A 20,376-nucleotide genomic window follows, 5' to 3' on the forward strand; every position below is an offset into this window, starting at 1 on the left:
TGTATTGTATAAGTAGTAAAAAAGTGCACAGGGACTGTGAATATAGGACTGAAAAAAGTTACAATCAGAATAGTATAACAATAATAAAGAGCTTTACGGCCCTTTACACATGGGGGATCGAAAAATGACATCTGAATTCATGAAACATAAACCACGGACCAACAGTATACCGACCTATAGTTTATATGACTTTGAGGCGTCTTTGAATTATAAGCCCATAGAATACTATACATCATTAAGTACAGATGAATACAATAAGCTAGGTACAGAATTAAAGGCTAATATTGAGTTTACTAAATGGGCCTATAAAATCGGTGTAATTGGAACCTATAGATGCCGCTACATGGTCGACACTTTTACTTTAAAACATAAAATTTATAATTTCTTTCATTGGCAGGTCTTTAATTGGATTATTGTACCTGTAACGTCATGTATTTGTATATCGTTTTTTGTTTGGTGGATCCTTGAATTGTTAGGGTTTTAAAGATAAATATTTGCTTTTAGGGGCTTTAGTGCCCTTTTTTTATGTCTGTTATCAAAGTGGGGTGATATGTTTATTTGATGTTAAAAAGTGAAAGAAACGCCATAAAGTTTTGATATAAGAAAGATAAGACCCTAAAAGGGGCACAACAAAAGGGATCTGGGTCGAAGCTGCAGAAAAAAGTTATGACCTGTGTCAAAGAAGGACCATGTCCCTGCATTTAAATTGACTATTAGGGGAGACAGATACCTGTCCTTCTTTTAATGCGTACAGTAAATATCCGTATAAAAAATATATTTGATAAGCGTTCGGATTTAACGGACCAAAGTGCAAAAGTTAAGTAGAATTTTACTATCGAATCCTGTAAAACCAGATTAAAACGGAAAATTTTTTAAGGTTAAATTTTGACGGTTCTTGCAAGAGCATGAATATAAACAGCTATTTTTACAAAAATCATTTATAATCAGCTTTAATAAGTAAGTGCTGATTTTTAAACGCACCTGTCACGCTTTATATGGCATAGCATAAGTTTTATTTTGTGCCTTGGATATTTATAGTTTATTATATTTGTATAGCGTGATACATGCATAAAGAATTTAATGATGATGGAGGATTGCTGATGGCTTTGCGCAAAGCAGTTATTACTGGATATGGTATTGTGTCTAGTATTGGTGTTGGAAAAGACGCCGTACTTGACTCTCTTAAAAATGGCCGTTCTGGTATTGTAAGTGAGCCAGATTTTATCAAAATGGGAATGCGCTCACAGGTTGCCGGCCTGGTTGACCTTGATTTGCAGGAAGTTATCGAAAGACGTGATTTGCGTTTCATGGGTGAGGCAGCAGCCTACTCCTATGTGGCCATGAAAGAGGCCATTGAGCATGCAGGTCTTGAGCAAAGCGATGTATCAAATGAAAGAACAGGTCTTATTGTAGGTTCAGGCGGTGGTTCCACCAAGACCACTGTAGGCTCTGCAGACATTCTGCGTGAAAAGGGTGTCAAGCGTATTGGCCCATATGCTGTAACCAAGACCATGAGCTCAACTACATCAGCATGTCTTGCCACACCTTTTAAAATCAAGGGTGTGTCATACTCTGTAAGTTCAGCCTGTGCGACCTCAGCCCACTGTATAGAGGTTGCATGTGATGAGATTGCCCTAGGTCGCCACGATATTATCTTTGCAGGCGGCGGTGAGGCAGCTGACTGGACCATTGCCTCATTATTTGATGCCATGGGTGCCCTCTCAACAGGTTACAACGATACTCCGCAGAAGGCTTCAAGACCTTATGATGCAGATCGTGATGGCTTTGTCATCGGTGCCGGCGGCGGCATTGTGGTTATTGAGTCAGAAGAGCATGCCAAGGCCCGCGGTGCCAATATTATTGCCGAGGTTGTAGGCTATGGCGCAAGCTCAGATGGTGCTGACATGGTGGCCCCATCAGGCGAGGGTGCTGTACGCTGCATGCGTCAGGCTTTAAGAGATATTGACGGTCCTATTGATTATATTAATACTCACGGCACATCTACTGTGCTTGGTGACAACAAGGAGCTTGAGGCCATACGTGAGGTCTTTGGTGACAAGTGCCCACCAATTTCATCAACAAAGTCAATGACAGGTCATGCCCTGGGTGCAGCCGGTGTCAACGAGGCTATCTACTGTCTGTTAATGATGCAGAACAACTTTATTGCCCCATCTATCAATGTTGACAGGCTTGATGATTTTGCCGCCAATTTTGATATTGTAACTTCAAAACGTGATGTGGAGTTAAATACTGTTCTGTCCAACAGCTTTGGCTTTGGCGGAACCAATGCCAGTCTGATTTTAAGACGTTATGGATAAAAAGAAAAAAGCAAGGCTTGATAAGTGTGTTGCCCATGTATTTGATGTGACACGCAATCAGGCCTTTTCTCTTATTAAAAACGGCAGAGTCAGTGTAGATGATAAAATCATCTGTGATCCTGCCTTTAAAATTTCTTTAGAGCAAAAACTCTGCCTTGATGATGAATATGAAGCAGAAGTTGCAGAGGGTTTTGCCCCCCGTGTCTTTATGCTCAACAAGCCTAGTGACTATGTCTGTGCTGACAGAGATAAAAGACATCTTGTAGCTGTATCTTTGTTCAATGCCGAGCCGCGCTATGAGAGCCTGCACTGCGCAGGGCGCCTTGATATAGATACCACAGGCCTTTTAATTGTCAGCGATGATGGCAATCTTATTCATGAAATAACCTCGCCTAAAAAGGATATTCCAAAGGTTTATCTTGCTGTTACTGATGATGACATCCCACTCTCAGCCATCAAGGCTTTTGCCTCAGGGCTTAAGCATAAAGAAGAGTCACGCTGCTATAAAAGCGCCATTCTTGAGATTCTGGAGCCAAGATTAGGCCGTGTAACTGTAACAGAGGGACGATTTCATGAGGTTAAGCGTCTTTTTGAGTGTGTAGGACTTAATGTGCTTGAGTTAAAGCGTGTGGCTATTGGTGCACTAAGCCTTGATGAGGATCTTCAAGAGGGTGAATACCGCGCTCTTAGCGCCGAGGAAATTGAAAAGCTTTTTGCATAAAATCAAAATAGGGAGTAAAAATGGAAAAGATTGTTGTTTTAGATGCTCTGGCCATTCCTGAGGCCTATCCTTTAAAAAGACCATCCTTTGAGCATGAGTGGGTTGAATATCCAAACTCAAAGTATGAGGATCTTGTATCACGCGCCTTAGATGCTACCATTGTAGCCACCTCAAAGTGCCGTCTTGACAGTCAGGTGCTTTCACAGCTGCCAAAGCTCAAGCATGTTGCAGTTATGGCCACAGGTTATAACAATGTAGATGTAGCCTACTGCAAGGAGCATGGCATTGCTGTAACCAATATTCAGGATTATAGCACTGAGTCTGTAGCCGAGCATACTATAACAATGATGCTTATGCTCTCACGCTCCATGCTAAAGACCAAAGATACAATAGCCTCAGGTGCCTGGTCCAAATCCCCGATTTTCTTTATGATGCCAGGTCCAATTGTTGATCTTAAAGGTGCCACTTTAACTGTAATTGGCGCAGGTGCTATTGGCAGCAGAATTATTGAGCTTGCCAAAGCTTTTGGCATGAATACTCTAAAGGCTGAAAGAAAGGGTGCTGCCAGTGTACGTGAGGGTTATACCGAGTTTGACAAGGCCATTGAAAGTGCCGATTTTATCTCTGTAAACTGCCCTCTTACAGCTGATACTGCAAACTTGATTGCAGCTGAGGATTTTGAGCGCGTCAAACGCAATCTTATTCTTGTCAACAATGCCAGAGGCGGTGTTGTCAATGAAGAGGATCTGGTTGAGGCTATACTCTCTGGCAAGATTGCAGGTGCTGCAAGTGATGTGGTTTCAGCAGAGCCACTGCCAGAAAATCACCCATACAATAAGATTTTAGGTAATGACAACTTTATCCTGACTCCACATCAGGGCTGGTGTTCGCATGCAAGTCTTGTAGTGCTGGTACAGCAGCTTGTGGACAATATGGAAGCTGTATATAACGGCAAAACATTAAGGCGTGTAGTTTAATGAGCTATACCTTTGAGATCTGCGCCAATGGCATTGACAGTGCTATCAATGCCATGCAGGCAGGAGCTGCACGTATTGAGCTGTGCTCTGATCTGGTTGAAGGTGGCATCACACCATCCTATGGCACTATAAAAAGAACAGTGGAGCTGGTCTCTTCATCTCTTGTGGTGCATGTGCTGATTCGTCCACGCGGTGGTGATTTTCTTTACAGTGAAGATGAAATTGCCATTATGTGTGATGATATAGCCACAGCCCGTGATCTTGGGGTTGACGGTGTGGTTATAGGAGCCCTTAAAGAGGATGGCAGTCTTGATGTCAAGGCCATGGAGCGCATGATAAAAAGCGCCTCTGATCTGTCTGTAACCTGTCATCGGGCCTTTGATATGTGCAAAGATGCCTATGCTGCCATTGATGTGCTAAAGGATCTTGGTGTCAACAGAGTTTTAAGCTCAGGACAGAAGCCTAATGCACTTGAAGGTGCCATCAATCTTAAAAATTTTGCAGAGTATGCAGGCAGCTCTCTTGTCTTTATGGCAGGAGCCGGTATCAATAAAGGCAATATTGCCTTTATAAGAAACAGCTCAGGTTTAAATGAATTTCATCTCTCTGGCAAAAGCAAAGTTCTATCTGCGATGAACTTTAAAAATGAGGAGCTGTCCATGTCTTCATCCCATGTGGTCATAGATGAATATGCAAGGGATGTAAGCTCGGTGCAGATTATAAAGGATGTAATGGGCGCTTTAAATTAAGGTAGACATTTGTCATTATCTTTTAAATAAAGCTTTTTATGCCTAAGATACACATGATCCTTTGGTCCAACACCTACAGATATAAGGAGAGGGGCAATGAGATCATGTTTTTTAGGCTCAATATGACAGAGTAAGGCAGCCTTATCTTAAGTCATTAGAGTCATTAACTATTACCGGCAGAAAATAGACAAGTATGGTTGTATCGTACTTGAGCTGCCAAGACCTCTACAGGTGTAAGATATAGAGCCTTCGCATCAAAAAACAGGGACAGGATTTATATTTTTCCAATACAACCTAATTGAATACTTAAGCATGCATATGCACAAGCTCTAAGAGTCCTACAAAGGATTACGATTTTTTTAGCATCCTACATGTTAATTAAAGCCTATATGTCAAACCTTACGCGCTTGAAACAAATTAAAACTTATAGTGTAAGTGATAGGCTCCTATGATCTGGTTTTTAAAGCATAGACATCTGTATTCTAATTTATAAAGAATACTTGTATCATAGGAATATAGTACTGATATGGATGCACTAAAAGTCATAAAAGTACAATACAAAGCACCACATATTTTTAGGAACATTAAAGGTTTTTATTATGGACATAAATGACATGATATCTGTATTGCCAGGCTGTGAGAGCTTTGAAAAGCTTATTGAGTCTAATGCTTATTATGTAGATAAAACCTCATTCTTAAAAACACTCTTTTACAGTCCTAAAGGGGTGGAAAATGCCTTATTTACAAGACCCCGTCGCTTTGGAAAAACTTTAAATATGTCCATGATAAAGGCCTTTTGTGAGCTTGACTATAAAAACCCAGGCGATACCACCTATCAGCAAAAGCTCTTTATAGACAATGGCCGTAATCTTGCTGTAGCTCAGGATGAGTACAAAGAGCTGCGTGATAAGGTTATGGGACAGCTGCCTGTTATCTATGTCTCCTTTAGAGGTGTTGAGGGCCTATGTTTTCATCATGCTGTTGATAAAATTATTACTAAGATAGCACTGCTGTATAAATATTTTCTGTTTCTTGCTGATAGTAAAAAAATTCCTCAGGCGCAAAAAGATCTTTTTTTAAGTATTTACAATTTTTGTTTCAAACACAAAGGTGAATTAAAAAATGATGCTTTGCTTGATAAGGCAATATCCTATTGTGGAACCTTCATACCAACACTAGCTGATATGCTCTATACAGAGTTTGGCAGACAAGTTTTAATCCTTATAGATGAGTATGATGTCCCATTGCAAAAGGCTGTTGTAGCTGAGAAGCCTTACTATAATAAAATGCTTGGCATAATACGTGATATAAGTGTTAATACCTTTAAACAAGATCCTGATGCCTGGCTGTATAAGGGCATTATTACAGGCTGCTTAAAAATTGCCCATCAAAGTGTCTTTACTGATGCTAATAACTTTACCACCTTTAATATTAACTCTAAGCTCTATTCCTCGTTCTTTGGCTTTACACAGGATGAGACTGATAAAATTCTATGTGACTTTGGGGTAGAGTCAAAACGAGATGAGATTAAAAAGTGGTATAACGGTTATAGATTTGGCCATGAGAATGTCTACTGCCCGTGGTCTTTAATGGAGTACTGTTTATCAGTAACTGATGGTAGCGAGGAGCCTGAGGCCTATTGGGTCAACACCTCTGGCAATGACATTATCACTCTGTACACAAAAAACTCAATTGAGGCTAAAAAGCAAGGTAATATTGATAAATTACAGGACTTAATGGATGGCAAATCAATTGACATAGAGCTATCTGAATTTACTGTTTATCCTGATATTAAAAGTGGTCTGAAATTTAATGCCTTTAGCACTATGCTGCTGCAGACAGGTTATGTTACCTTAGCTGATGACTCAGCACTAAGAGGCAATGTCAGAGTTAAAATACCAAATTATGAGGTAAGAAAGGCCTTTGAAAACAGGCTTGGTGTTTTATATTCAGAGGACGATGCAACCTGGAGTGCACAAGGTTATAATCTTTTAGATGCATTACTGTGTAATGATATTGCCAAGGCTCAGGATATTATCAATACAGTATTAAAAACCTATATAAGCATTAGACATTCAGGTCATGAGCAATACTATCATGGTTTTATGCAGGGTCTTTTGATAGAGGCTGTAACCGATTGTGGTATTACTATGTTAGATGAGAGTGAAAGTGGTCTTGGCTATAGCGATATCGTGCTTAAAGATTTTATGCACAAAAGAGCTGTAATTCTTGAGTTTAAGCGTGCCACAAATGAAGAACAATGTTATAAGGCGGCACAGCAGGCTACTGAGCAGATAATTGAAAAAAGATATGTAGATCTTTTTGATACGCAATATACACATGTATATGGCATAGGCATTGGCTTTTGTAGAAAATACTGTGAGATAGCATCTTTGGGCAATATTGCAAAGCAGGGCAGATCTGAATAAGAAGGGTGGTATGTATGACAGTTATAAGGTGCCACAATATTATAACTTAAGCATAAGGTGATTTTAGTTATAATCTACAGAGTCTTTGGTATCTTACTTTATGATGCTGAGCACCGCACAATACGGTGCTCAGAGTTTATGGGCACTTAGCTTTTAAACACGCCAAAGTGCTGTTTGGAGAAGGCAACTCTCTGCTCAAGTGACATAGACTGTCTTTTTGGCAGAGCCTCAATAAGACGCAGGCGTGGCAGGAGGCCTGCATTGTTGGCTGTCTGAATGGCAAGACCAGGTCTTGCATTAAGCTCAAGCAGCATAGGGCCTTTATCTCGGTCAAGCACAATGTCAGTACCTATATAGCCAAGGCCTGACATGTTATAGCAGGAGGCTGCCAGGGATAAAACCTTATCCCAGTGCGGTACCTGCAGCTTGTAGAGATCTTTGTCAGTATCAGGATGGAATTCAATCACATCATTGTGCTGCACGGCACGCACAGCACGGCCTGTACCTATGCAGATACCCACACCTACAGCACCCTGATGCAGATTGGCCTTGCCATCTGAGGCTGCTGTTGACAGACGCATCATGGCCATTACAGGAAAGCCCTGAAAGACAATAACACGGGTATCAGGTACACCCTCATAGCTATAGCCTGAGAATACCTGATCAAAGTGTATAAGATCCTCAATAAGGGCAATATCCTGCTTGCCTCCAAGTGAGAACAGACCTGCCAAAATATTGGATACATGACGGCGCAGATCATGGATATTTATCTCCTGACCTGAGGCCTTGGTAAAGTACTTGCCGTTACGGCCTGTAATAACCAGAATGCCCTTGCCGCCAGAGCCCTGTGCCGGCTTGATGCAGAACTCACTGTGATCGCCCAGGATCTCAAGAATATTCTGAGCATCAACCTGATTTTTAACAGCTCCAAGCAAAGTAGGGGTGGTTACACCATGGGCAATAGCCATCTGCTTGGTCTTGAGCTTGTTGTCAACTAAAGGATAAAGCCTTCTTTTATTGTATCTGCCAATATAGCTTACATTACGCTGATTCATGCCCATAATGCCATATGAGAACAAATCAAGCGGATTGGCATAATTTTGCCTTATCCTGTCAATAAAGTTCAGGTTCATCTATTTGCCCTCTTGTTCAGAGCCTTTGTCCTCATCTTTTTTAGCAGCCTCTGACCATTTGGCCATAGTCTCATGAGGATTTGATTTTAACTGTGATCTTTCCTGCTTGAGTCTTACAGATTCACTGACAGTTTCATCACCGTTTAAATTGCCCTTCATCTGAGCTACAAGTGGCTTGAAGCGCTTGAGCTCGGTAAGTCTGAAGCCTGTGTAGTTACCCATGGTAAGAACCAGAGCTAAAATAACCAGCTGCAGACCCAGGAAGTTGAAGGTAATGTGCTGTATAAACAGGCTGTTCATGGCTAAGAAGGCACATACTGCCACAAAGAGAGAACCGCCACCTTGCTTGATAACTTCCTTGTAGCCTTCTTCCTCCCACAGAATTGACATTCTCTCAATGGTCCATGACAGAATGATCATAGGGAAGAAGGTAACCTTGATACCCTCGGTAAGACCAATCTTATAGGTAATAAGAGAGATGGCACCGATAATGGCAATAACCGTGATAATCACAGCCGAGATTCTGGCAACAAGCAGGAGGTTTAAATGCGACAGCCACGATCTGACTACAAGACCGATACAGACAATAGAGACAAAGCCTATAAGACCTACAGTAAGTGAGGTCTGCAAGAAGGCCATGGCAATAAGCACAGGCATGAAGGTACCTGAGGTCTTGATACCGATAATAACGCGCAGGAATACTACAATAAGCACACCAATTGGCAAAAGCAGAATGCCTTTGAACAGTGACTGCTCTTCAATTGGCAGTGTAGCAATGGAGAGGGAGACAATATCCTCGCCTGAGGCCTTTTCAGAGGCTGCCTTTAAAAGGCCGGCCTTTACAACAGGTACCTGATTTTCAATAATTGAGAATCTGACACGGCCGTTGCTGCCACCCTGAATATCTAAAAGTGAGCCTGAGTGATCAGTCCATATAAGCTGGTTTTCGCGTATGCCGCTGGCCCCTGACTTAGGATCAAAAATCTCATAGTGGGTACCGTCAAAGACAGCCACACGTGAGGTTAAAATACGGTTGCGACGTCCATCTTCAAGATCAAGAACGCTTACTGTACGTGACGGGATCTTGGCCAGATCAAGAATATGTACAAGCAGTGTGGCTCTGTCATATTTTGACATAAGCAGCTGTGCTATCTCCTTCTGACGGTCAAGCTCATTTATAACCTGTACAGTAAAGGAGAAAGGATCGGATGACTTTTTGTGCGCAGCATCGGCAATCTCACCCATAGCAGTGGCATAAGGTTCAGCCTCAACGTTCTGAGAGAGCTCAGGCACTGTCATTGATGAGTTCTGGGCATCAGGATCGCGTAAAAACTCAGCTCTGTAATATAAAGTCTGCAGGCCTAATGGACTTCTTTTGGTCCACTGCACATATGATTCATTATTTCTTTGAATATATGATGTGCCAAAGCCTACAGAGGCTGTAGTCTGTTTAAGCTGTGTAAAGCCCGGCTGAATGGCAGGCAGGGCAAAATCAACTTTTGCAGATGAATTGTTAGGCTCAAATTCAATTTTGGCCTCTACAGTCCATACCTGACGCTGAGAGCCTGGGAAGAAAGGCACCTCAAAGGTCAGATGCTGGTAGATCATAAGAAGTAGACCTACTAAAAATAAAATGGCTGTTACTACATAAAAAACGCCACGTGAAACCATGTTCTACCTCTTTACTGTTTTGCGTTCTGCTTGCTGGAAATTTTTTCTCTGACCTCAGGCAAAGAAAGGTCGGCATCAGTGCCAAGATTTGAGCCATAATCTTTTGATGGATAGGCTATCTGTCCTGCCTGATTCTTGTTCTTTCTTTCAAATTCCTCATTTGGATTTATGCCTTTTTTCTTGAGTTCATTGTAATTATCACGGCTTAGAATCAGCAGAATGTCAGAGTTTTTATCCTGCTGTACGTGATTGCGTGATACATCAACTACAGCAATATCCTGAATTAAAGTACGGCCAATGAGTACAGGATAGTTTAATTTGCGTCTGTCTGCCAAGGTAAACTCAGAGGTATTGGAGTAATCGCCTATTTTGACATTGAGGCTGACTACAGGACGTTCTGTGGTGGTTGACTTGCTTGACTGTCTTATAGTTGAGTAACGTACAAAAGGGGCCTCAAGCTCCAAGGTTCTGTCATTGACCTCCATGGTAAAGCGATACCATTTCTTGCCCTTTCTTTCAAACTCGGTGATATTGGTAGCGCTGATTGATGATACAGCGGCACCGGTATCGATACGGCAGTCAAACATGGCATTGGCCTCTTTGATATAGATAAACTCATCTTCTCCAAAGTACATCTTGCCATCTGGTGTCTGCAGGTCATAATTTCTTACAGGTTTGACATCCATAACATTTCCCTTGGCGTTATTTGAGCCGCCGTTTGAAAATAAAGAGTCAACTAAAGACTGATTCTGACGTCTTAGGGCTTTAAGCTCATTGAGAACATTACGCTGAAAGCTTGAGTTCTCGCGCTCTAGATAATCAAGATTGGAATTGATTTTTCCAATACTGGCGCGCTGTGAGGACAGCTCCTCGTTGATGCTCTGTACTGTACCTTTAAGTTCAATTACAGAATTGTTGTCATTGCCATGGGCACTTAAGGAGAGAAGGGTGCAGGCAAGCAGCAGTGATATGGAACTCTTGCGCATTTGTATCCTCATTTGAAAGTTGTTAGATATTTATAAATTCTATGCATAAGACCTGATATGAATGACGCATAGAATGCTTGTTTTAACATGAGTCAAAAATTCAGACAATTATAATATTTTTTATATGTTTTTACTAAGCAAATCACATTAAATTTGCAATTAATTGACTCTGCGGTTTGGATATATAGGCACTTTTGCTACAAATTGAAGAGTATTTTTATATATTGACTAAAAAAGGGTCATTAGTGAAGTATAGGATAATTAGGAAAGATAAGGCAAAAATACCGCTCTTGACTATACAGTATAAAAATTAGTAGACACTTAGTGTGTTTAAATTAAATATTCTTAAATATCAATAAATTAAAACTTTACTATACAGTGTGTATGTAAATGTATTGTAAAGAGAATTTAAAAGGCAGACAATAGCCACATATTTTTTATTTCAGTTAGGATTATATTATGAATTTTGTAAAAAGCTCAGTTTTTGCAGCAGCTGCACTTGTATCATTTAGTGCCAATGCCTTTTATATCAATGCTACAGGTTCTTATGATGGCAAGGCTGACTTAAAAGACAGCAATCAGGATGTTGAGATCTCTTCATATCGCATCTTCGGCGGCAATGAGTTTTTAACACTAGGCTATAAGAAAACAGAATTTGACTGGTCAGATGGCAGATACAATCTTGATTCATTGAACTATCTGTATGCTGATATTCACTATGGCGGTGCTATTGCCGGCAACTTCACCTATCATGCAGGTATAGGTTTAAGCTCAGGCTTTGAGGATGACTGCAATCTGTCTGAGAATTATTCAATCTCCCCACGTATTGCCTTTGGCTACAAATTCAACCAGGACTGGGAAGGTTTTGCAGGTGTTGCAACTCAGTTTAACGAGGTAGAGAACAAGTTCCTGCCAATCATTGGTGTCAAGTACCGCGATGATGGTGCTCTTGGTTTCTCAGGCTCTATAGCCTATCCAGCCACCAAGGCCACCTACAGATTCAGCCAGTTCCTGGCTTTAAATGCCACCATGCTTGTGCATCAGGAGCTCTATCAGTTATCTGACAGCAGCAATATCTCACGTGAAGGCTATATCTTTGATGAGAGCGTAGGTACAAGCTTTGGCGTCAGCATCACTCCTCTTAAGATGCTTACCATTGATGCAGGTCTCAATACCTACTTCAATCACGAGTACACTGTTTACGATAAAAACGGCAATGAGTTAAGAAGCATTGAGGTTGATCCATCAGCCGGAGCCTATGTCAACGTAAGAGCAGCTTTCTAATCTCTTCATAATAACACAACGCAACTATTCAATGAGCCTGAGACTGTCTGCAGGCTCATTTTTGATCTTTAAATCATCTGTGTCTATATGCTTCTTTTATACAAAGGCCCTAAGGTTGGTGTCTCTTTACCAAAAATATCACGTACCTGACATAAAAAGAGCTCGGCTGTAGCTACGCTGTCAGCTAGTGCATTGTGCGCCACATATGAGGGTAGATGCCTTTTCTTTCTTATGGCAGACAGGGAAAGATCTGATACATTGCCAGAGAATGAGACAAGCGAGCGCTCAAGCTTTAGTGTATCTAAAAACACTAAAGGCACAGTGCTGTCAGCATCAAGTCCGTAATGATGCAGAATAAAGTTTTTTTCAATGGTGGCGGCATGGCACAGTACTATTTTATTGCGCATGAGGGATAAAAGCTCATCAAAGGCCTGTTGTGTATCCTCACCTGATATAAGCTGCTCTGGTGTAATCTGATTGATAATGGCACTGCCAGATTTTATAACATTCTGCACATTTAAATATTTATGACAGCTGGTATTAAAATCTATAGCACCGTTTTTAATGATGACATAACCCATAGACAGGACAATATCTTCATTAAAATCAAGACCTGTGGTCTCAAAATCAAGACTTATAATCTCATGCTCAAAAAGATAGCTCTTATCATCAAATACAGTATCTGTATACAAAGCTTCAAGGGCCGGTGGCAAAGAGCCTAAAGCCTTTAGCTTGTAACTTTTAGCATAGAGCTTCTCAAGAGGACTTTTTATAAAAAGAGCCATTAAAAGCCTCCTTTGAATCTAAAGGAGGCAGCCTCCTGCTGCTTGGCAATAATTCTAAAGGCATCTTTTAAATGATTGCGCTCAAACTGACTTAAACTCTTTGGATCTATGGTATTTGAAAGCTTTTCACCTTTGTTTAAAGCTAGGATCTGATGTGAAAAACGCACCTTGTTGATAAAGCTGTAGGCCTCACACAGCTCACGTAAATCCTCTTTTGATAAAATGCCGGCCTCACAGGCATCATTAAGTCGGCTTATGGTGTCAGTATGCTTTGAGCCTGCCTTTAGCGCATAGATGCGCCCAAGCTCCACAACCAGAGCCACAGCATTTTTCTTGATATCAAGCACCTCGCGGTTATCACCATCTTTTGTCAGCACAAACTGTCTGAAAAGACCCAGTGGCGGGGAGACTGACAGTGAACACAGCGCCATTAGGGAGAGGAAACGGGAGTTTTGAGCTATGGTTGTACTTACATAGTTTTTAAGCTTGGAGATTAAAAACTCATCGCCATAGACATATCTTATATCCATAAAGACAATGGAGTTTAAAAGCTTCTTTTCTGTAGCTTCACAGATCCATGAATAGTAGTATTGCTCAAAGGTTGAGTAAGGTACGCAGAAATCTTTGTTGGCGGCCATATAGTTGCCAGAGCAGAGTTTATAGCCACACTCATCAAGACTCTTACACAGTATATTGGCAAAATTGTGAAAATAGGCCATGTCATTGTCATTAAGCTTATCCTGCACAATGATGGCATTGTCCTGATCTGAGAGCAGATGGATTTCATTGCGGGCCTGTGAGCCTGCAACCATAATGGCAAAAGGGCATGGGCTCTGACCTAATTTCTGCTCTGTAAGTTTTGCTATACGTATATAGAAGGCATCGGCAATACGGGTCATGACACGCTCAATAGCCGTAGGCTCAAGACCTGAGCTTACAAGAGTTATAAAAATCTCTTCTTTTTGAACTGAGAGGGCTTTGAGTGTTTCAAGATTCTGCGCTTTGTTTATATTCTTTAAAAGGAAGATGGACTGCAGCTGAGAGTTTAAAAGCAGCTGCGGGGCACCTATTGAGCCTACAAGACGGCCGCCATCGGTTACACCAAGACTCTTTAGGTTATAGCTTATCATCAGATCAAGGGCGGCAAAGAGGCTTTTATTTATATCAATACACACAGGGTGCAGTGTCATAATAGATGATATAGGCTGCTTTATATCTGTGCCTTGAGCCACTACGCGCAAGGCCAGATCGGATTTGGTGACCACACCGCATAGCTCATCATCTTTGCGCATAATAAAGGCCAGTTCGCTGTTTTTACGGCCAATCTCAAGGGCTGTATCCTGTATGCTGTCAGTATCGCGCATAATGGCAATATCTTTTTGCACAAAGGCACGGATCTTTTGCATAAAGCCTTTGTTGATACCATTGTCACTCATTTCAGAGTCATTGTGCGTCGATGACAGGCGTACCCATTCATGTGAGTCAAAATACTGTGCAATCTTCTCATTCTTGCTGATAAGAAAATCAAGCATCTGCTTTGATACAAGATATAAAAGGGTGTTTTCAAGAAAGTGGACGCTATAGTCGCTTTTGCCGCTCTTTTTTAACTGTGTAAAGCCAAAGGAGTCGCCTACACCCAGACGGCAGCGCAGGGATCCATCATTGTTTATCTGCTCCAAAGCACCAGTGCGTATCATAAAAAGTCCTGTAGAGCACAGGCTTTCATCGCGTATGATGTCATCCTTGGCATAATAGACAATTTTAATGGAGGTAGCCATGGCATCCTTTTCAATGGTTGAGAGCAGTGAAAAAGGATGGGTATGACTTATAAAATCATAGATGTTTGGCAGTAGTGACTGATCCATATGTCCTTCTTATTCAGTGACGGGAGTTTATGTAATAAGTATAAGTCAAATAGCGTTGTATATCACATATTTTTAGACAATATAAAATAAGTTAAGACAACACAATTTAGATTTTAATAAAGCGGTTAGTTTCAAAATAGACTACAAACGAGATATAAAGCATATCTTGAAGATTGGGCAGGCCAACTGGAATGTCATATTCTCCAAGACTGGCTGTTTGTCTGGTGCAAAGAGAATGATGTTCTGGTGCCAACGCTAGATCTTAGAGTGCTCAACTCTGGGCGTTTTGATATAGAGATCTTATTTACCGCCTCTTTCAATACAGTGTTATGAGTGCGTGATAGAAAGTAAAAGCCGCCATAGAAAATTCTATGGCGTTTGGGACAGAAAAAGGGTGCTGATATTTGACATCAGCACCCTTTATCCTGCCAGTCTTTAATTTTTGGACTTAATATCGTGTCCCTTGCCTATCAAAACATTGATTTTACAGGATTTAATCATGTTTTCTTATTAGGAGGCAAGTCGTCAAGACAGCCTCCTTATGGGCTTTTATGAATCGTATTTTGAAGTGTCACTTATAGCTTCACTTATATTTTCACGGGCTGAGCTTAAACCACCGCTGCGGCCTGATTTTTCAAACTCAAAGCCATACTCTGACTCTCTTGCAGCAGTGCTGGCTCTAAAGTCAAGCTCATAGCTTTGTGGAGTTGAGATCTCATCCAAGGATGCATATACCTTAGCACCACTGAAGCCACCAGAGCGACCTGATGACTCAAACTCAAAGCCTGCAGCAAAGTCTCTTGCAGCTGTGCTGTTGGCAAATGGTACCTGCTCATCAGGACCTTGGCCTATGGCACAGTCTACATAGGTAACCTTGACAGGGCGTATGCCTTTTTGCACTGCAGGAGGCTCAAAGGCTGACATAGGGTCAAGCTCTCTTGCTCTTTGAGCGGCACGGGCCTGAGCTACAGCAATAGGCACAATCTCAGAGCGTGGCTTTCTTACTCTCTGACGTCTTGGACTCTCCTGCACTGCAGTGCTTTCACTCTGCTGAGCATATGGATTGACAGGAGCCAAAGCCTGAGCCTCTTCATTCTTGATTGTCACCACGGTTGGAGTATTGACATTGCGCACACGGCCTTTGCGCTCTCTGCGCTCTTTGACTGGTGGCTGCACTGCAGTGCTCTCAGGTGAAGCTACTACACTCTCCTGATTGATTACAACGCTCTCTTCAGTACGCACAGGCTTTCTTGGAGCTGCTTTGCGCTCCTTGCGGTTGCGTACAGGTGCGCTGCTCTCAGAGCTCTGTGTGCTCTGTGCTGCACGTGGATTTCTGTTCTGACGCGGATTTCTGCGATTCTGGGCAGTGCGTGAACGTGAATTGCCTTTTCTGCCGATCTCTGAGCGCTCGCCTGCTGCCTTATCCTTGCTCTCATCTGAGCTAAAGAGGGACTTGAACCAGCCAAACAGACCGCCGCTCTTCTTGCTCTCATCCTTTCTGGCAGGACGTGGCACAGCAGCAGGTTTTGGAGTGCTGGCAATAGATGAGATAACCTGTGAATCAACGGCAGGTGTATCATTCTCATCCATCTTGGCACTTTTAACTAAGTTGTGCTCCATAAGCTCGCGCTTTAACATTTCGCGGGCCTGCAGATTGCGCTCGGTTAAAATCTGTGTTGACTTGTCGCTGCCTGAGTTGTCGCGAACAGACAGAGCAATCTCATAATCTGTAGGCATCATATGCTGATCAGGAATAATGGTGATCTTTATATCATGACGCTTTTCAATTTCTGAGAGTGAATTACGCTTGTCATTGAGGATAAATGAAGCCACATTCAAAGGTACTGTGGCAATCATGTCACGGTAATTGTCCTTGTGATCCTTGTGGGCCTCTTCCTCGATAATGCGCAGTATGGACAGAGCAAGGGATGGAGTATCGCGTACAGTACCCTGACCCTGACACATAGGGCAGACATGGGAGCTTGACTCCTCAAGAGATGGACGCAGTCTCTGACGGGAGAGCTCTAAAAGACCAAAGCGTGAGATACGTGAGAACTGAATACGGGCACGGTCCTGACGCACAGCATCACGCATTCTCTTTTCAATCTCGCGCTGATTTTTAATAGGGGTCATGTCGATAAAGTCAATGACGATAAGACCACCTACGTCTCTTAATCTTAACTGTCTTGCAATCTCTTCTGCAGCCTCTATATTGGTCTGCAGTGCAGTCTCCTCAATATCGCCGCCGCGGGTGGCCTTAGCTGAGTTGACGTCAATTGAGGTTAAAGCCTCGGTAGGGTCAATCACAATGGCGCCGCCTGATGGCAGACGTACTTCACGTCTGTAGGCAGATTCAATCTGACTTTCAATCTGATATTTGGAGAACAGAGGAATATCGCCTGTATACAGATGGACGCGGTTTGCAAATTCAGGACGTACAAGCTCTATCTGACTTTTTATCTGGGCAAAGACCTCGGTGTCATCAACAATGATTTCACCAATATCAGGACGCAGGTAGTCACGTATGGCACGCAGGGCAATATTTGACTCCTGATGAATGAGAAATGGAGCAGGGCGTGAGGCTGCTGCTGTATTTATCATCTGCCAGAGCTTGGTTAAAATGGATAAATCCCAGTCGAGCTCTTCAGTGCTCTTGCCCACACCGGCTGTGCGCACAATAACACCCATGCCCTGAGGAATGGAAATGCCCTCAAGAGCCTGCTTAAGCTCGGTACGCTCCTCACCTTCAATACGGCGGGAAATACCGCCGGCTCTTGGGTTGTTTGGCATAAGTACCAGATAGCTGCCGGCAAGAGAAATGTAGGTGGTAAGGGCAGCACCTTTCTGGCCACGTTCTTCCTTTTCAATCTGAACAATGATCTCCTGACCCTCACGCAGAGCGTGCTTGAGGGAGGCATGATCTGAAAAGTTGGTGCCCTCAGGGAAATACTCTCTGGCAATTTCCTTTATAGGCAGGAAGCCGTGACGCTCAACACCATAGTCAACAAAGGCGGCCTCAAGAGAAGGCTCTATTCTGGTAATGGTGCCTTTGTAGATATTGGCTTTTTTATTGGCATGCTGCGGGGATTCAATATCAAGGTCATATAATTTCTGACCGTCAACTAAAGCTACGCGAACCTCTTCTTGTTGGGTCGCATTGATAAGCATTCTTTTCACGTGAAAAGATCCTATAGGTAAAAGTAGTTTTAAACAATAAAATTACAACCTTATATATTGAAATATAAGGTTTTTTCTAAAACTACACTGGTTTAAATAAACGTAAGATAAAGTCTCGCCTTACCTTCTTAAAGGAGGGGATTTTAAATTACACCGCATCAAGGCTCTTTATCTGTCCTACCTTTTTGCAATAGATGCTATCAGACAGACGCAAGGCAGTACCTGTGCAGAGCGTCAATGCTATTTAAAAAACAGGGATCATGTTCTTTTTGATCACCGTGATTTTTATATTTGCTATTATCTATATAAATCCTTTTATATACAAGTAAAAAAGGGTCACATATCAAAAAAATACGTAAGATAAATAAATTTTCTGACTAAGATGGGGCACAGTGGTAGGCTTTAATGTCCTGTCCCTTTAAAGGGTGCAGTAAATAAGGCAGATCATTTGAATTGTGTAAAGCTTTAAGGGTAAAAAATGTGCGCTTTGTGGTAAAATCAGCACAGTTTTGATAAAGAGGCTATAAGTTGTGAGTGTAGATGCAAAAGAGCAGATAAGTTTAAAGGTAAGTTATAAAACAGCACTTATTGATGATGTTGAACAGAGACTTGACAATTATCTTGCCAAACACCTAAAGGGTGTGCCACGCAGCATGATATACAGAATACTGCGCCGCGGCGAGGTGCGTGTCAATAAAAAGCGTGTCACTCCATCTTATAAACTTAAGTTAAACGATGAGATTCGCATCCCTCCTGTAAAGGTTTCAGCAGGTCCTGTGACCATACCTTCATCCAATCTGCATCTGGTAAAGGATCTTGAAAATCATATCATCTATGAAAATGATGTGCTTTTGGTGGTGGACAAGCCAGCAGGCCTTGCAGCCCACGGCGGCAGCGGCATTGAATTTGGTCTTATAGAGGCGGTACGTGCCCTGCGTCCTGACTGTGAGTTTTTAGAGCTGGCCCATCGCCTTGACAGAGATACCTCAGGCTGTCTTATTATTGCCAAAAGACGCAGTGCTCTGCGCTCTTTACATGAGCAGTTCAGACAAAGGGTGGTTAAAAAAAGATATCTGACCTTGGTGCCAGGTCAGTGGGACAGAAGAGTAAAGCTCATTGAGGCTCCGTTGAGGCGCAATGAATTAAAATCAGGCGAGAGAATGGTTGAGGTCAACTTTAAACATGGTGCTCCGTCAGCCACAGGTTTTGATATTGTAGAGAAGCTTGACAATGCCACGCTTTTAGCTGCCATGCCTCATACAGGACGTACCCATCAGATCCGTGTGCACTGTGCCTATGCCCGTCATCCTGTGGGCAATGACAGTAAATATGGAGACAGGGAGTTTAATGCCCGTTTGTCCTCCATTGGTTTAAAACGCATGTTTTTACATGCCTTTAGAATAACCTTTGTTGATCCGCAAAGCGGTGAGATTAAAAAGATTGAAGCACCGCTGCCATTAGAGCTTGAAAAGGCAGTTGAGGCTTTGCGCATTAAAAAATAAGGATTAGTCATGGATTTTGTCGCAGGCAGACGCGATCTGCATTATATATCTGAAGATTTTGATAAAAGCAAAGTCAAGGCTGTAGTGCTTGATCTTGACGGTACTGTAGTTGACAGTATTGATCAGATAGTAAAGTGCACCAGACATGCCTTTGCCCTTTTAAAGCTGCCAGAGCCTGATATTACTGATATAAAAAGTATTATAGGCAAGAAACTTGAAGAGGGTCTGACCTTTTTGCTGCCAGAGGATAAAAAGCATATGGGCGCTGAGGTTACCTCCTGGTACAGACAGAGCTTTATAGATAATGATACTTATAATGAGCAGGTGCTCTTTGACGGTGTATCTGAACTTTTAGATTATCTGGCCACAAAAAACTATGCCATAGCTGTAGCCTCTGGCAGATCAACTATAGGTATTAAGCGCGCCATTGAAACTACTGTGCTTGGTAAATATGTACATGTGTTCTGTGCAGGAGATGAGGTACCGTCAAAACCTCATCCGCAGATGGCTTTGACTGTAGCAAGACGCCTTGGTATTGAGCCAGAGACCATGCTGGGAGTTGGTGATACTGACATGGATATTGAGCTTTTTCAAAATGCTAAGGCTATGAGTGCTGCCGTGCAGACTGGTGTATGGTCAGGTGATGCCATAAAAAGTCTCAATCCTGATATTATTGTGCCATCTCTTGTTGATTTAAAAGATATACTCTAAAGTAAAGATGGTAAAGAGTTTTCTTTGCCATCTTAAAACTCTGATTTTTATCTTTTTGCCCATATCTG

14 protein-coding genes are annotated in these 20,376 nt (G+C 42.1%); 8 read left to right on the top strand and 6 right to left on the bottom strand.

Going from position 1 to position 20,376, the window contains the following annotated elements:
* Positions 1–1,106: 1,106 nt before the first annotated feature.
* The 5 genes from fabB (at position 1,107) to DRZ93_RS00805 (ending at position 7,194) form a co-directional block, all read left to right on the top strand.
* On the top strand, positions 1,107–2,318 hold the full coding sequence (gene fabB, locus DRZ93_RS00785; protein WP_113746071.1) for a beta-ketoacyl-ACP synthase I: 1,212 nt from the start codon (positions 1,107–1,109) through the stop codon (positions 2,316–2,318).
* Positions 2,311–3,039, top strand: a complete 729-nt coding sequence (locus DRZ93_RS00790) for an RNA pseudouridine synthase (protein WP_113745518.1) — start codon at positions 2,311–2,313, stop codon at positions 3,037–3,039. Before fabB ends, DRZ93_RS00790 begins: the two co-directional genes overlap by 8 nt.
* 20 nt (positions 3,040–3,059) lie before the next feature.
* Positions 3,060–4,016 carry an NAD(P)-dependent oxidoreductase gene (locus DRZ93_RS00795; RefSeq protein ID WP_113745519.1) on the top strand — a complete coding sequence of 319 codons (957 nt, stop codon included), beginning with the start codon at positions 3,060–3,062 and terminating at the stop codon, positions 4,014–4,016.
* Positions 4,016–4,765 carry a copper homeostasis protein CutC gene (locus DRZ93_RS00800; RefSeq protein ID WP_113745520.1) on the top strand — a complete coding sequence of 250 codons (750 nt, stop codon included), beginning with the start codon at positions 4,016–4,018 and terminating at the stop codon, positions 4,763–4,765. Before DRZ93_RS00795 ends, DRZ93_RS00800 begins: the two co-directional genes overlap by 1 nt.
* A 599-nt stretch (positions 4,766–5,364) precedes the next feature.
* Positions 5,365–7,194, top strand: coding sequence for an AAA family ATPase (locus tag DRZ93_RS00805; protein WP_113745521.1), 1,830 nt, complete (start codon positions 5,365–5,367; stop codon positions 7,192–7,194).
* Between the two features lie 146 nt (positions 7,195–7,340).
* Here the strand turns inward: DRZ93_RS00805 and DRZ93_RS00810 are convergent, their stop codons facing one another.
* The 3 genes from DRZ93_RS00810 to DRZ93_RS00820 are packed head-to-tail and all read right to left on the bottom strand — an operon-like array spanning position 7,341 to position 10,984.
* Complete coding sequence (locus tag DRZ93_RS00810) at positions 7,341–8,327, bottom strand: alpha-L-glutamate ligase-like protein (RefSeq protein ID WP_113744270.1); 987 nt, start codon at positions 8,325–8,327, stop codon at positions 7,341–7,343.
* Positions 8,328–9,998, bottom strand: a complete 1,671-nt coding sequence (locus DRZ93_RS00815) for an inactive transglutaminase family protein (RefSeq protein ID WP_113745522.1) — start codon at positions 9,996–9,998, stop codon at positions 8,328–8,330.
* Between the two features lie 11 nt (positions 9,999–10,009).
* A complete protein-coding gene (locus DRZ93_RS00820; protein ID WP_172457978.1) occupies positions 10,010–10,984 on the bottom strand; it encodes an ATP-dependent zinc protease family protein in 975 nt (324 codons plus the stop codon).
* Between the two features lie 459 nt (positions 10,985–11,443).
* Between DRZ93_RS00820 and DRZ93_RS00825 the strand changes: the two genes are divergently transcribed.
* A complete protein-coding gene (locus tag DRZ93_RS00825; RefSeq protein WP_113745524.1) occupies positions 11,444–12,268 on the top strand; it encodes a hypothetical protein in 825 nt (274 codons plus the stop codon).
* Between the two features lie 83 nt (positions 12,269–12,351).
* On the opposite strand, the gene DRZ93_RS00830 is transcribed toward DRZ93_RS00825, so the two are convergent.
* From DRZ93_RS00830 to rne, 3 genes are all read right to left on the bottom strand, one after another.
* Positions 12,352–13,053, bottom strand: coding sequence for a 3'-5' exonuclease (locus tag DRZ93_RS00830; RefSeq protein WP_113745525.1), 702 nt, complete (start codon positions 13,051–13,053; stop codon positions 12,352–12,354).
* Positions 13,053–14,918 carry a putative nucleotidyltransferase substrate binding domain-containing protein gene (locus tag DRZ93_RS00835; protein WP_113745526.1) on the bottom strand — a complete coding sequence of 622 codons (1,866 nt, stop codon included), beginning with the start codon at positions 14,916–14,918 and terminating at the stop codon, positions 13,053–13,055. Before DRZ93_RS00835 ends, DRZ93_RS00830 begins: the two co-directional genes overlap by 1 nt.
* A gap of 549 nt (positions 14,919–15,467) precedes the next feature.
* Complete coding sequence (rne, locus tag DRZ93_RS00840) at positions 15,468–18,095, bottom strand: ribonuclease E (RefSeq protein ID WP_113745527.1); 2,628 nt, start codon at positions 18,093–18,095, stop codon at positions 15,468–15,470.
* 530 nt (positions 18,096–18,625) lie between these two features.
* On the opposite strand from rne, the gene rluC reads away from it, so the two are divergent.
* Positions 18,626–19,597 (top strand): 23S rRNA pseudouridine(955/2504/2580) synthase RluC, encoded by a 972-nt coding sequence (rluC, locus tag DRZ93_RS00845; RefSeq protein ID WP_172457979.1) that lies wholly within the window; start codon positions 18,626–18,628, stop codon positions 19,595–19,597.
* A gap of 9 nt (positions 19,598–19,606) precedes the next feature.
* Positions 19,607–20,308: an HAD family hydrolase gene (locus DRZ93_RS00850; RefSeq protein WP_113744277.1), complete on the top strand. Its 702-nt coding sequence runs from the start codon at positions 19,607–19,609 to the stop codon at positions 20,306–20,308.
* Positions 20,309–20,376 lie beyond the last annotated feature (68 nt).

Origin of the sequence: Anaerobiospirillum thomasii (assembly GCF_900445255.1) — a bacterium.
GTDB classification, from domain to species: Bacteria; Pseudomonadota; Gammaproteobacteria; order Enterobacterales; family Succinivibrionaceae; genus Anaerobiospirillum_A; species Anaerobiospirillum_A thomasii.

Coding starts and splice junctions, on each gene's coding strand:
- DRZ93_RS00810 (WP_113744270.1), bottom strand. CDS start 8,327: ATGAACCTGAACTTTATTGACAGGATAAGGCAAAATTATGCCAATCCG.
- DRZ93_RS00830 (WP_113745525.1), bottom strand. CDS start 13,053: ATGGCTCTTTTTATAAAAAGTCCTCTTGAGAAGCTCTATGCTAAAAGT.
- DRZ93_RS00835 (WP_113745526.1), bottom strand. CDS start 14,918: ATGGATCAGTCACTACTGCCAAACATCTATGATTTTATAAGTCATACC.
- DRZ93_RS00825 (WP_113745524.1), top strand. CDS start 11,444: ATGAATTTTGTAAAAAGCTCAGTTTTTGCAGCAGCTGCACTTGTATCA.
- DRZ93_RS00795 (WP_113745519.1), top strand. CDS start 3,060: ATGGAAAAGATTGTTGTTTTAGATGCTCTGGCCATTCCTGAGGCCTAT.
- DRZ93_RS00790 (WP_113745518.1), top strand. CDS start 2,311: ATGGATAAAAAGAAAAAAGCAAGGCTTGATAAGTGTGTTGCCCATGTA.
- DRZ93_RS00815 (WP_113745522.1), bottom strand. CDS start 9,998: ATGGTTTCACGTGGCGTTTTTTATGTAGTAACAGCCATTTTATTTTTA.
- DRZ93_RS00850 (WP_113744277.1), top strand. CDS start 19,607: ATGGATTTTGTCGCAGGCAGACGCGATCTGCATTATATATCTGAAGAT.
- DRZ93_RS00800 (WP_113745520.1), top strand. CDS start 4,016: ATGAGCTATACCTTTGAGATCTGCGCCAATGGCATTGACAGTGCTATC.
- DRZ93_RS00820 (WP_172457978.1), bottom strand. CDS start 10,984: ATGCGCAAGAGTTCCATATCACTGCTGCTTGCCTGCACCCTTCTCTCC.
- DRZ93_RS00805 (WP_113745521.1), top strand. CDS start 5,365: ATGGACATAAATGACATGATATCTGTATTGCCAGGCTGTGAGAGCTTT.